The 12,846-nt window shown below is 50.2% G+C and carries 16 protein-coding genes; all 16 read right to left on the bottom strand.

The features are described 5' to 3' along the window. Positions 1 to 14 precede the first annotated feature (14 nt). The 16 genes from BLW29_RS18685 to BLW29_RS18615 all read right to left on the bottom strand — a co-directional run bounded on the left by BLW29_RS18685 (position 15) and on the right by BLW29_RS18615 (position 12,840). Positions 15 to 410, bottom strand: coding sequence for a flagellar protein FlaG (locus BLW29_RS18685; RefSeq protein ID WP_177186704.1), 396 nt, complete (start codon positions 408 to 410; stop codon positions 15 to 17). Positions 411 to 541: 131 nt separating this feature from the next. Next, the gene (locus BLW29_RS18680) at positions 542 to 1,309 is read right to left on the bottom strand and encodes a flagellin N-terminal helical domain-containing protein (RefSeq protein ID WP_090982355.1); all 768 of its coding nucleotides are present in this window, start codon (positions 1,307 to 1,309) and stop codon (positions 542 to 544) included. Positions 1,310 to 1,424: 115 nt separating this feature from the next. Next, the gene (gene csrA / locus BLW29_RS18675; protein ID WP_090982353.1) at positions 1,425 to 1,673 is read right to left on the bottom strand and encodes a carbon storage regulator CsrA; all 249 of its coding nucleotides are present in this window, start codon (positions 1,671 to 1,673) and stop codon (positions 1,425 to 1,427) included. 14 nt (positions 1,674 to 1,687) lie between these two features. Continuing rightward, positions 1,688 to 2,122 (bottom strand): flagellar assembly protein FliW, encoded by a 435-nt coding sequence (gene fliW / locus BLW29_RS18670; protein ID WP_177186703.1) that lies wholly within the window; start codon positions 2,120 to 2,122, stop codon positions 1,688 to 1,690. Positions 2,123 to 2,220: 98 nt separating this feature from the next. Continuing rightward, positions 2,221 to 2,790 (bottom strand): DUF6470 family protein, encoded by a 570-nt coding sequence (locus tag BLW29_RS18665; protein ID WP_090982350.1) that lies wholly within the window; start codon positions 2,788 to 2,790, stop codon positions 2,221 to 2,223. Positions 2,791 to 2,802: 12 nt separating this feature from the next. Beyond that, entirely contained in the window at positions 2,803 to 3,720 is a 918-nt protein-coding gene (gene flgL / locus BLW29_RS18660; RefSeq protein WP_090982348.1) for a flagellar hook-associated protein FlgL, read from the bottom strand. A gap of 18 nt (positions 3,721 to 3,738) precedes the next feature. Further along, positions 3,739 to 5,271, bottom strand: a complete 1,533-nt coding sequence (gene flgK / locus BLW29_RS18655) for a flagellar hook-associated protein FlgK (RefSeq protein WP_090982346.1) — start codon at positions 5,269 to 5,271, stop codon at positions 3,739 to 3,741. Positions 5,272 to 5,289: 18 nt separating this feature from the next. Further along, a complete protein-coding gene (locus BLW29_RS18650) occupies positions 5,290 to 5,790 on the bottom strand; it encodes a flagellar protein FlgN (protein WP_090982344.1) in 501 nt (166 codons plus the stop codon). A gap of 21 nt (positions 5,791 to 5,811) precedes the next feature. After that, entirely contained in the window at positions 5,812 to 6,078 is a 267-nt protein-coding gene (flgM, locus tag BLW29_RS18645) for a flagellar biosynthesis anti-sigma factor FlgM (protein WP_090982342.1), read from the bottom strand. A gap of 99 nt (positions 6,079 to 6,177) precedes the next feature. Beyond that, positions 6,178 to 6,603: a TIGR03826 family flagellar region protein gene (locus tag BLW29_RS18640; protein ID WP_090982340.1), complete on the bottom strand. Its 426-nt coding sequence runs from the start codon at positions 6,601 to 6,603 to the stop codon at positions 6,178 to 6,180. A gap of 102 nt (positions 6,604 to 6,705) precedes the next feature. Then, on the bottom strand, positions 6,706 to 7,188 hold the full coding sequence (locus BLW29_RS18635) for a ComF family protein (RefSeq protein ID WP_090982338.1): 483 nt from the start codon (positions 7,186 to 7,188) through the stop codon (positions 6,706 to 6,708). A 41-nt stretch (positions 7,189 to 7,229) separates the two neighbouring features. Beyond that, complete coding sequence (locus BLW29_RS31470) at positions 7,230 to 7,376, bottom strand: hypothetical protein (protein WP_177186702.1); 147 nt, start codon at positions 7,374 to 7,376, stop codon at positions 7,230 to 7,232. A 219-nt stretch (positions 7,377 to 7,595) separates the two neighbouring features. Continuing rightward, positions 7,596 to 9,038 (bottom strand): helicase-related protein, encoded by a 1,443-nt coding sequence (locus BLW29_RS18630; RefSeq protein ID WP_256208715.1) that lies wholly within the window; start codon positions 9,036 to 9,038, stop codon positions 7,596 to 7,598. 941 nt (positions 9,039 to 9,979) lie between these two features. Further along, positions 9,980 to 10,783, bottom strand: a complete 804-nt coding sequence (locus tag BLW29_RS18625; protein WP_090982335.1) for a hypothetical protein — start codon at positions 10,781 to 10,783, stop codon at positions 9,980 to 9,982. A gap of 141 nt (positions 10,784 to 10,924) precedes the next feature. Then, complete coding sequence (locus BLW29_RS18620; protein ID WP_090982333.1) at positions 10,925 to 11,632, bottom strand: LiaI-LiaF-like domain-containing protein; 708 nt, start codon at positions 11,630 to 11,632, stop codon at positions 10,925 to 10,927. Continuing rightward, on the bottom strand, positions 11,629 to 12,840 hold the full coding sequence (locus tag BLW29_RS18615; RefSeq protein ID WP_090982331.1) for a hypothetical protein: 1,212 nt from the start codon (positions 12,838 to 12,840) through the stop codon (positions 11,629 to 11,631). The genes BLW29_RS18620 and BLW29_RS18615 overlap by 4 nt, the downstream gene beginning before the upstream one ends. Between the last annotated feature and the right edge of the window lie 6 nt (positions 12,841 to 12,846).

The raw sequence follows: 12,846 nt of genomic DNA, 5'->3' as shown, positions 1-12,846 counted from the left end.
TTGTTCCCCTCCCGTTAGACTCTCTCGTCAATTAGTATGCCTGCAAACTCCATCATCTTAGCGACCAAATCCAACGTTTTCTCCGGAGGTATTTCACGAATGATTTCGCCTGTGTCTTTATTTATTACTTTGACGGTAATTGTTTTTGTAGCTTCATGCATTTTCATTTCAAATGTTGTAGACGGCCCCTCTAACGCTTTTATTGCCCGGTCAATTGCTTTAATTAACTGCACTTCGCCAACAGACATCTTAACGCCTTCCATTTCAGCTCGATGAAGCTCCCTGCCAGTTTGGATGGATTTAATGGCCGAGTCTTGCATATGAGCCTTATCGCCATGTGAACCAATCTTGCTAATAGCTGGTATTTGAACTTTCACAGGATTATTACCACCAACCGATTGAATGCTCATTTACACTCACTCCGTTCTTAATTTTCTACTTCTTATATCGACGAATTGTCGCAATATTATTAGAGTCTACTCAACAAAAAAAAGCAGAGATCTTAGTTGAACTAAGATCTCTGCTTTGGTTAGTGCTAAGATTAACGAAGCAACGAAAGAACGCCTTGTGGTTGGGAGTTCGCTTGTGCAAGCATAGCTTGCGAAGCTTGCAGCAAGATGTTGTTCTTCGTAAGGTTAACCATTTCCTTCGCCATATCCGTATCACGAATACGGGATTCGGATGCTGTCAAGTTCTCAACAGTTGTTCCGAGGTTGTTCGAAGTGTACTCAAGACGGTTTTGTTTAGCACCAAGTGTTGCACGTTGTGTAGAAGTAGCTGTGATAGCTGCTTCAACGGATGCAAGGGAAGTCGTGCTGCTAAGGCCTGTGATACCAGTTGTAGTTACACCAGCGATTGCGATTTGTGCCGAAGCGTCGTCAGCTTGGATCGTTGCGCCAGTTGTAATGCTGATACCGTTGAATTTAGTAGTTGTGAAGATGGAATCGATTTGAGCACCAAGCTCAGTCAACTCAAGGTCAATGTTGGATTTATCTGTAGTCGAGTAAGTACCGTTCAACTTTTGAACGTTCAATTCTTTCATACGGCTAAGCATCGAGCTAACTTCGTTCATTGCGCCCTCAGCTGTTTGTACGTAAGAAATACCGTCTTGAACGTTACGTTGAGCTTGCTCAAGGCCACGGATTTGTCCGCGCATTTTTTCGGATACAGCCAAGCCTGCAGCATCGTCAGCAGCACGGTTGATACGAAGACCGGAAGATAGTTTCTCCATGTCTTTGCTAGCTGCAGCGTTGTTAAGGCCCATGTTACGGTGAGTGTTTACTGCTGGTAAGTTGTGATTAATACGCATAATAAATTTCCTCCCTGAAATGGTTGTTTTGTCCCACATCCGTGTGGTATACCGTGATAAAGTCGATCGCCTTTATCCGGCTCTAATTTATATATCGGCGGAACTATATGTGATGTTAATAGCTTTTCGTGTTTTTTTTCATTTTTTTCAATTGATCCTTCAAAATCTGCAAATTGGACACTTGCGTTGCCGATTCTAGATTACTTTGTTCCACTTGGGCGTATAGTTCTTTACGTAGAATCTCTACTTCACGCGGTGCTTTGAAGCCAAGTTTGATCGTATCACCGTTTATTTCTAATACTGTAATTTCAATATTGTCCTGTATGACAACGGCTTCGCCCTTCTTACGCGAAAGTACAAGCATAGATCTATCCTCCCTTATCGATTTTTCGCATCAATCAGTTCGTGTCTAGTCGTATAGGTAGATCCACCCAGGACCACTTGCTTACCTTTATGATTATCCAAATTAATAATAACCGGAGCGACTAGGTTAATAGTTGCAGTCTCCAACCCATCTCTCACACTAAGAATGGATCGGACAACGACTTGATCAACTTCTGCTATTTCTAATTCTACTAGAGCGGATTCAGGGATTTCAAAATCATAGTCGGGGAAGAAGAGAAAGGGATCCGTAATAATAAAGCTCAGCTTCTCATCTTCGGTCGATTGAAGAAAGGCAAATGGATGATCATCCTCCGGGGCAATCACTATAAACGATTTGTGTTCTTCAAACCCGGGAAGTCCTTGCGCAAATATGTATATTTCATTATCGGTAATAGTTAGCTTGCCAAACCTGCTTGTCTGTAATTCCATTGTTACGTTCACTCCCCCATACATGGTTAAGCACTACCTAAAAGAAAATGCTATAGAATAAACCGCTCCCGGTCTCCTATAGCATACATTGTATCAGACTATACGCGCACATCAAGTTCACCAACATCAAATGAAACCGATGGATACTGCTTCATATAAACTTTGACTCCACCGCGTTGGAAGTTAATCTCAGGCTTATGTGTCTGAACCTGAATATCCACCTTGCCAACTTCAATCTTCACATCCGGACGGTTGATCTCAAATTCGATATCTACGCTATGATAAGATGCTGGTCCAAAAACCTCAATATCCGGCGCTCCCGCAAGCATTTCTTCTAATGCAATCTCAGGAATCGGATTTTCTTTGATTCGCAGATCCCCCATGCGATTGCCCTTCTCTACAATATGAGCAATTCCCTGCAGCGCAATTTCAGGCATTTGAGAGTAGATCCGATTCACAAATTCAGGCAACTTCCCGCCATTAAATGCAGCCCACATGCGATCTTGATTTAAGTGAAGCACGGGAGTCGGTGTCGGTGCGCTTATTTGTGTAGGCGTGGTCTCTACCTGGATATCCGCAGGCTTTGACTGAATGTCAAAGTTGCCTGGGCGAGACTCTATGCCAATTAACCCTTTTTGTGACTCAGCTCGGATATAAGGAAGTTTCATTTACCTCACCTGCTATCGGAGAAAATCAACAAGGGTTGGTGTGATGACTTTAGCTCCAACAGATAGAGATGCTTGATAAATATTCTCGTTAATTTTGGAATCGACCAGTAATTTATCAAAGTCGGCGTCCTCTGTCTTGGATTGCATATCAGTCAAGTTAATTTCAAGATCGCTCAGACGGTTCTGCATGAGCTCAACCCGATTAACTTTGGCCCCTACCTCTGAACGAGCGTTAAGAATTTTGCTTGTCCTGCTTTCAAGATTGGCAATCTGCGCTGAAGCCCCCGTGTGGTTGCCTGCAGCGAAGTTACTGATAATATTGTCGATAACTGTAAATACATTATCTACTTCCGGCGTCGGATTACCATTACCGAAAATTTCATTACCGGAAATGTTAACAGGGATGGTCACACCCACTCCAACAGCATAGGAAACATCCCCCGTATCCGTCACCACTTGCTTGGCATCAAAACCCGCCGCATTTTGATCGTATGGCATCTTGTCAAAATTTTGCCCGTTAAAGACATATTTTCCATTGAGCTTACTGTTGGTAATATCAATCAATTGGTTCTTTAACTGTGACAGCTCATTGTTGATGTTATCAAGTGCATCTTGAGGCATTGTACCGTTGGCCCCTTGCACAGTAAGTTCTTTAATCCGTTTCATGACGTCACCGGCCTGCCCAAGTACGGTATCATTGAAGCTTAACCAGGATTGAGCGGAGTCTGCATTCTTCTGATACTGGCTATTAGCAGAAAGTTCCGCACGATAGCGAAGAGAGTATGTCATGCCTACGGGATCATCAGATGGTTTATTGATTTTGCGCCCGGTCGTTAGTTGTGCCTGCAAATCATTCATTTGAGTTAAATTTCGATTCAAGTTACGCGATAGCTGCATATGCATCATTCCAGGGGTTACACGTAAGGACATTTGGTTTAGCTCCTATTCTTAACGTCCGACTACGCCGGTCCCGTTGATGAGTTTCTCAAGCAGCTGATCAAACGTTGTCATGAATCTTGCAGCAGCACTGTAGGCATGCTGAAATTTCACGAGGTCCGCCATTTCTTCGTCAAGAGATACACCGCTGACAGCTTGGCGGCTGCTGTCTACTTGGTCAAGCTGTGCGATGGAATTCTGATATTGTCGCTGCGCTTCTTCCGATTGAACACCAAGCGCTCCAACCATCGAGCTATAAAAGTTGTTGATTGTCGCTTCGGAAATTCCGTTTCCAGTAGCAGATTGATCGAAACTGAATTTAACCTCGCCAAGCTCAGACATGAGCAATGCCAAGCTGTTGTTTCCTCTAACGACCGTATCCACGCCACCTGCAGAAATCGTTCTCATGGAGGTTGCGATTTTGTTCGTATCGTCCGCAATAACGGGATTAAGTCTGAAGTTTGCAGCCGTGATTTCCGACGTGCCATCACTGGAAGTAAAGAAGTCAGTTGCACCCTTAGCCGGATTCTCCAGTGTATATCCCAATTTATGAAGACCGTTGATCCCTTGTACGGTCATTTTGGTCGCCGTTGCCAGAGGGGTTGTCGTCCCCGGTAATACTGAGCCTGCCGGAACCGTCACTTCAAATTCGCCATTGGCAAGGGTATTAGCGAGTGTGTCCAACTGGCGAATATAATCGGAAACATAGACATCGCGAGATGTAATCATTCCGAATACTTCTCCGTTCGTTAACTGCCCTCCGGAGTAAGCTGCTTCCAAGCTCGCACTTGTTAGCGGTGTTGTTGTTGCTCCGTTTACGAGGCTTATATCGCCCATTGTAATATTGTAGCCTTCCGGTGCTTTGGTGACGGTAACGTTGACGATAGAAGAAAGCTTGTCCACGAGCAGATCGCGTTGGTCCTCGAGATCATTCGCCTCGTCGCCGAGCGATTCAATACGGCGAATTTCCGTATTTAGAGAAGCAATCGTGTCCAAATAAGTATTGGCCTGCGTTGCCTTCACTTCAATGCTGCTGGACAAATCAGCTCTTAGATCGGTGAGCTGTTTGCTTGTTTGGTTAAAGGAATCGGTAAGGGCAAGCGCCGTCTCACGGACGATCTTGCGGCCGGTTACATTCTCGGGGTCTTTGCTTAGATCCGACCAAGCTTGATAGAACTTGTCCATAACCGAACGAATACCGGAATCTGACGGTTCGTTCACGATGGACTCCAGCTTGCTCAATGTATCTGCTTGGACAGACCAGGTACCCGCATATTTGTTCTGATTGCGGAATTGGTCATCCAGAAATGCGGTGCGGATTCGATTAATTGCAGTTGCTTCAACGCCTGTACCCAATTGCCCTGCAGCTGTAGAACGGCTCATACCGTATGCTTCCATGGGCCTGGTCGCAGTCATCGTCACACGCTGGCGGGAATAGCCCTCCGTATTGGCATTCGAAATATTATGTCCGATTGTATTAATCGTTGTCTGCTGCGCAAACAAGCTGCGTTTGGCGGTCTCTATTGAATGAAAGGTAGATGTCATTGTATTGGGTTACCTCCTCTATCCTCTTGTATTGAACAACCCTGCTCTAGCATTGCCGTAGCCAGGGCTAAGGGGATGCTGATAGGTAATATCGCTATTGGGGTCCTCCACCATTAGGTCAATGGAGTAGTTAATAAACTTAAGTGACTGCTCGATGAGCTGTTGATTAAACTCACTTACCTTCTTCAACTCGTCCAGTGACTCGGAGAGTATAGTATGGAGGTCTATCAAGCGCTTCTTATCGTGAGGCGATGTAACCGTCCGAATCATCTCACTGATTTTGCCGCCTTTATAACGAAGCATACCAACACCAGTAAAATATTGTCCGGACAAACGCATGCGCTGCTGCTCAAGCTCTTCTGCCGTCTTAAGCAGCTTCCGTTCCTTCTGCATTGCAGCATTCAGCTGCTCCACTTGATTATGAACAAGATACGGTGTTTTCTCTTTGGCCAGCACCAACAATTGCTTGTACACTTCTGCCTGCTGCTCCAGTGTTGCAATAATCGTCTCCACGATCATTCGTGTTCACCTGTCTTGTCGTTAATTTTTAAGAAAAGGAAGAAGCTTCTCTGCGATCTTGCCCGACTCTACATGATAGCTTCCGGAGTTTACGGACTGTTTGAGATCATCAATCAACTTGGCGCGATCGCTATTGTTAACACGACTGTACGATAGCATCTCTTGCGCTTCGGCCGATATTTGAACTTCGTCAGTTTTCCGTTTGCGCCCTAGTGCACCTGTCTGCTGATCATTCTGCTTCTGGTACGGATTCACGGCGTTTACCCGGTGCGTCTGATTTATCTTCATCATAATCCCTCCAACAATTAAAAAAGCCGATAACTCTGTATAAGAGTATATCGGCACATTGATGTAATAATTTATAGATATTACAATTCCACTCAATAATCAGTCTCGACCGCGTTCAAGATTCCGGTAAGCAGAAGCTGCGGAAGTAGGTGCTTTCTCTTCTTCTTTAGCCGCCTTTGCAGCAGCGGCAGCCTGCTTAGCCTTGTTGACTTCCGTCAACAGTTTCGCTCTGCAGCCCTCGCACTTGGTATTGTCCCGGATCAGTGATCCGCACATTTCGCACGGGTACATCAAATTTGGCGCGCCAACGAGCGAAATTCTGCCCTCACGGATAAATTTGGTGATTTGTTTAATGGATACTTTAGTTGCATCTGTCAGCTCATTAATAGTAGCACCTTTATTCTTGCGCAGATACTCGGAGCACAATGTATATTCATTGTCGATTTCCTTTATGCAATTCGGACAAACGTCGCGGAAGTTTTTGGCGTATAATTTCCCGCAGCGAGGACAATTTCCGAGATCCATCTTTCACTGCTCCCTTCAAAATGAGGCCATTTGTGACTCCATATTAACTCAAAAGCGGACAAATTACATCATTTTTTTCTAGGCAATCTGAAAATGTAAACGCTATGATCTTGCCAGGGTGAGGATGTAAATATCAACCCGTCTATTAGGTGCCAGCAGCCTCATTACCTCGTTTAGAGCCTGCGCACAAGAGTTGGCTGTGCTCCCAGTCGTGTAAATATCATCAACAAGTAGAAGTTTAAGTTGTTGACAAGGCAATATTTCGGATTTTAAGGCGGCAAGCATAGCTGTAGCAGCAGGGATATCAGCTGTAAATAGACGCTCTGTGTCCCGAAGACGGGCTCCTCTTGTTTTAAGACTTTGCTTATCGCTGTGCCGGGTTCGGCGTAAGATATCATGAAGTGCTAATTGTTCACGATCTGCAAGGTAGGAGGCAAGCCGTTCAGCTTGATTGAATCCTCGCTCCTGCAGCCTTTCGTCGCTGACAGGAACCGGAATAACGGCATCGAAGCGGAATGCGGTTTGGCTGCCAGTGGCATTTTGTGCAAGCATGCCGCGATAAGCAGGAAGCAACATTTTCGCCAATAGGGGAGCCAGCCCTTCATGACCCCGGTATTTGTAGAGGGCTAGCAGCTGCCGAATGACAGAATCGTAATGAACCGCTGAGCGATTGCAGACAAACGCTGCATCTTGACGGCGGCTGCAATCCGGGCACCGCTCCGGCCTGCCGCAAACCGCACAGTAAATTCGCTTAATCCAAGGAATTTGTCCAAAACATTGCCGGCACAGCTCTGGGAATTCGGCGTGTCTCCGCGACCGGTCTAGCTTCCCGCAAATGATGCAAGCCGGGGATTTAGGCGAGAGCATGATTGTGGTTGTTTGGGATGTATCGCTGACAAGCTGTTGAAGCTTACGCCAGACGGATGAAAGAGCAGTTAGGTGTATGGGTTATCACGCCTTTCTGGGATGGACTACGTAGGGCCGCTGGCTGGTTATAAAAGATAACCGCTTCGGTGGGCGATTCGATTCATGCTCTTGATCTGTCGAATGGCGGATTGCTGTGCGCGCGTTCGGGACGAGCCGAAGAAGTACACCTTACCGGCGGGATCGTCCTTGGATCGGCCGGCCCTGCCCGCCATCTGAATGAGAGACGCATCATCGAAGAGCTTCCCGTCCGCATCGAGGATGTACACATCGCTCTTAGGAACGGTAACTCCCCTCTCCAGAATCGTCGTAGTGACGAGCAGGCGGATGCTTCGATTCCGGAACCGGGTTACTTTGTCCGCACGATTCGGATCCTTGGAGGAAGTACCCTCCACGACAATCGCGGTAAAAGCACGCCGGAGCCGCTCGACCAGAGGTTCTACATCCCGAATTTGCTGGGCAAAGACGAAGATCTGCGCACCTCGCTTGATGGACTGCCCGAGTGTCTTAAGGAGATGGCGTGGCAGAGTGCGTTTGTCTAGGATTTTGCGCACGGACGGGATTTGGCATTGCATCGGCACCGGAAGCGGATGACGGTGGAATCGAACCGGCACGCGCACATACTCAAGTCGGCCAAGCTTCGCTGCCCTTCTGAGCTCTGCCGGAGGCGTAGCGGATAAAAGGATATTTACGCCATTAGGCTTGCATACATTGTCCGCGGCGTAGTGCAGCATAGCATCATTGTGATAAGGAAAAGCATCGATCTCATCGATGACAACAAGATCAAACCCTTGGTGGAAACGAAACAATTGATGCGTTGTAGCCAGTGTGATCTCACCTTGCTCCCACCGCTGCTCACTGCCACCGTATAGGGTCACTACCGTTGCCGCCGGAAATGCTTTGCGGATACGCGGGTCCAGCTCCAGCACGACGTCTCTTCGCGGTGTCGCTATGAGTGCTCGTCCTTGGCGCTGAAGGCATGCCTCGATGAGGGGAAAGATCATCTCTGTTTTGCCCGCTCCAGTGACTGCCCACAGCAGGAATCTGCGCGGGGCGGATTGGCGGGAAGGGCTGGCCGCCATGAAGCTGAGGGCGGCCTTGGCAGCCGCCGATTGGGCGGGGCTGAGGCCCCAGGTTGGGGCGATGGCGACGCTTGGCGCTGGTGCACTAGCCGCGGGGGCGGTGGTGGGGCTAGTCGCGGGTGAGGCGGTGGGCACGAGTGCGCTGGATGCGGGTGGGGCAGCGATAGTGCTTGACGCTGGAGCGCTAGACGCGGATGGGGTAGCGATGGCGCTTGGCGCTGGAGCGCTTGACGCGGATGAGGCGCTGGCCGCAATGGCAATCGCGTTTGCGCTAGGCGCGAGTGAGGCGCCAGTCGTGAGCATGCTCGCTGCCGTGCTGCTCGGCATGCCGTGGATGAGCAGGCCGCATTCGCGGCTGCGGCCCATCGTGAGGCATGCCTCGCAGTACGCGCATGCGCGGCCGCACGCGGCGCATGCGGTTCGGCGCATGCGCGCCGTGCCGCTGCCGCACCGCTGGCAGCGGAGCCGCTGGCGCGGCCTGGCGCCCAGCGCCTCCCGCCACCGCAGCAGCCGTGGCTGCGGCTGCGGGGCGACTGCGCCGCCTAGGCGCAGCAGGCCGAGCAACGCGGCCAACTGGAGCGCGGGAGCTGCCGCGCTCCAAGGCATCGCCGCTGCGCCGGCCAGCCCGGCCGCGCCCGCGGCCCCGAGCAGGGCGAGCGCTTCGCTGCTGAGCAGCGCTCGTCCCTGCAAGAGCGCAGCGGCGCGACGAGCCCGCGCCGCCAGCCCCTGATCCGCCTCCTCGCATAACTCGGAGGCGCGAACCACAGCATGGGCACCCACGCTCCCTCTGGCTGGCAGGCCCATCCGAGCATCATAGGCCCATGCTTCATGAACAAGGCGCGTCAGCACCTTGCGCATCACGTTCTGTCCCGCTTCGCCCGGCCAACGTTCCACTACCCTTGCCGCCAAACCAAGCGGCAATTCTTCCGACCAAACAACAACTGTATAATCGCTCTTGCCCTTGCCCTCGTCCTTGCTCACATTCTCGTTCTTCTCCCTTCTTTCCATTCTCGCCCCACGACCCAATACCCGCTCCGCCTCCTCCCGATACCCGGGCACAAGCCAATAAGCCATATCCACCTCAGGCGCAATCGACCACATCGCCTTCGTCCTACCCTCGCCCCCAACCGCATACAACATCACTTTCATGAATGCCAGCCTCCCTTTAGTCATCTGATCCTTTTCGCCGCCCCGCAGCACGACAAAAAAGCACACCCCAATCCGCCTCAAGGCAGATCATACGGGTGTGCTTCACTCGTTTATATTCAGTTGAATAGATTATACATTGTGTTTTGCTATCATCGCAATTCACTTTTTCCCGGCGCAGCCGCTTTGACTAATCATCTTCGCCGTATTATGCACTCTTACACTTAGAACGGGAGCTTCGACAGATCCGCTGGATCTCTCAAGTCAATTAGTACCGCATGGTCCTTCACGGAGACAACGCCTTCGGCTTGCAGCATCCAAAGCAAGTTTGTCGGCTCTAGCTTGCTTTGCTTCTTAACTCGGCTATCCGTACGCCGACGTCCTGAAATCCGCAGCTTCGTGCGAAAGCGATGCCATTTCGCAAAACTCTCTTCATTTTTCGCACTGCTATTCTTCTCGCTTTTTGCACTCGGATTCTGCTCGCTCTTCGCACTGCTATTCTGCTCGCTCTTCGCACTGCTATTCTTCTCGCTTTTTACACTCGGATTCTGCTCGCTCTTTGCTCTGGCAATTCTCTCATGCTTCACATTTAAATGTTTATCACTATGCCCGGTCAATTGCTTCTCGCTCTTCCCACTCAATTGTTTCCCATCTTTCATGCTCGTCACTTCATGGGCTTTAACCGACGCAGGTCGGCTCAGCGTCTCCGGCAAGCGGCCGTGCTCATCTGGCGAGGCAGAGGAGTGAAAATGGACATTCATACCGTGCTTTGCAAAACACCGAGCAATACTCATCGTTTCATCCTCTGAGCCGCGGTCCACGACAGTCACTTTCACTTCTGTGCCAGTAAAATGAGAAAAACGCCGAAGCGAGCGCATATACCATTCCATCTGCAGTTGTTCATTACCGGCGATCAGAACGTAATGCTTGATATGACGTTCCCGTCTCCAGGTAAGTGCGGATACGGCATGTACGGCAGCCGCAGCCAAGGCGTAACAACCGAAGATCCATAACAAGACTGGAATCAAGGCAGCCACCTCCTTTTTTGTGACATCATATGCCGTAAACCGCCCATGGGTGACGGACATTCACGGACAAGTCGCAAAAAAGGGGCATGCGTCCCTGCGCCTGCCCCTTTATTTTGATCCATCCACCTACCCTCTCACTCCCTACTCCATCCCCCAGCCCACCGGCAGCTTCCGATCCCCGCTCATAAACCGCTGCAGTGTATGCTCGAGCTGGACTTTCTTATCGCTTGGCAGCACCACCGTCAACTGACATGACGGCGTTGAAGCCATCAAGGACCTCCGCGCTTCCGGCTGCTTAAGCGTGACATACAAGGTTTCGCCAACCGAGTGAGTCTCCAGCAATTCCACAGAGGCAGGAGCCTTGTCCCCGCTTCCCACTTCATACCGGCATGCGCCAAAAGCCTGCACCTGATTCGATCCGCTAGTATCGGCATCAATCATGAGCGAGCCGTTCCAATACTGCTCATCCTGCACGACGATCCGCTTCACGGCAGGCTCGATCTTCACCGACACCTGTTCCGCTTGCACGCGAACTTCTTTGGCACCGATTGAGCCGCGAATCTCATCCAACAAGCCTGTAGCATGAACCGTCGTGAACAGCAGACAGCTGGCACCGAGAACGGCAACCACAATGATGCTGAACAAATCATAACGAAGCACGGGCTGTTCGGTCTTACTGCGCCATAAGTAAATCATAATTTCAAGGCCAACCAGCACCAATAGCATTGGCCACCAGATCATTCCCTGATCCAGCCAGCTCATTCCACCGAATTGAACAGCCACCAACAGTACACCCATCGCGATGAGTGCCGTCCCCATCGACCACGTACCGACCCGCCATTGCCTCATTCCGGTTTCACCGCCTTCTGTTTGCTGCCCGATAGCAGCTTCACGCCGGCTCCAATTAGCAGCAGCGCCGTCAACCCGGTTTTGAAGTAGTAGCGAATGTTCGACGTTAGCTGCCAGTCCCCCCATACGCGCTGTACATATTCAAGCAGCAGTCGGTCGGCCGAATAGTAGAGACCGAGTGCAACTAAGGCAATTCCGAGCCATTTTTGCCGATGAATAAGCCAATCCACAATCGGTACATCCTCCAGCTGTCCATCTCCATTGTTCAGGCGCGACTGCTGCTGCAGCGCATCGAAGAAAGAGAAACACCACAATAACGGCACCATGAAGAGGAATAAGGACAGTTGAAGCACATCAAGCAGATAGATGGAGAGCAGGAAGCCGGCCATAAGCTGCAGCCCGCGCTTTTGCAAACCGAGATACATATGCCCCGCCCCCGGCAAAATCGACAGGACCGTCGACAACCACCGGCTGCGTTTGCCTCCCTGACGATGATCCTCCCAATCATCAAGAATGGAACGATCCTGCAGCGTCTCTCCGGCTTGCTTCAAACCGACATGACGTATGGCATCAAACATGCCGAATAGCCAAACAATCGGAAGCACCAGTAGGAAGGTTAAGAAGCCCGGCTGATCCGCAAGTACCGCCACAAAGATAATCATTGCCAGTAATCCGAAGAAACCAATCATCAGATTCAGTCCGCGCTGCATCAGCCCCAGCTGTAGATGCCCCAGTCCCGGAATAAACGACAACAGAATCGTGTAGAACCGCTCGCTCGATTGACCATTCAGCTCTTGATGCGAAGCGCCTGACGCCGTGTATGTCATTCCGCTTGTCGCCGTGTATGGCCCTCCACCTGACGTGGTATATGGCGTTCCGCTTGTCATCGTCTCCATCGACATCGGCTGCGGACCATACGCCAAGTGCCCCGGTACCGGAGCCGGAAGATGAATCTCCCTTGCTCCGCTGTGCCGAATCAAATATATAATCAGATCCAGTATGCTAATCGCCCAGATCAAGAATGCCAGAAACAAAAACAGCACCATAAAACCTTCCTCATTTGCGCCAGCCCCTGCAATGAACGCGAACAGGAAACAGCAAATGACCCCCAACAAATAGAGGAATCCTCGCCCGAAACGCCCCACCTTCATATGCCCTATTCCCGGCAGAAAGCCCAAAAACAGCGTCGCCACTGGACTTTTAACCATACCATC

This window comes from Paenibacillus sp. CF384, assembly GCF_900106745.1.
Lineage (GTDB): Bacteria > Bacillota > Bacilli > Paenibacillales > Paenibacillaceae > Paenibacillus_Z.
The sequence above is the reverse complement of the archived record's forward strand: the minus strand, read 5'-3'. Positions and strand labels throughout refer to the sequence as shown.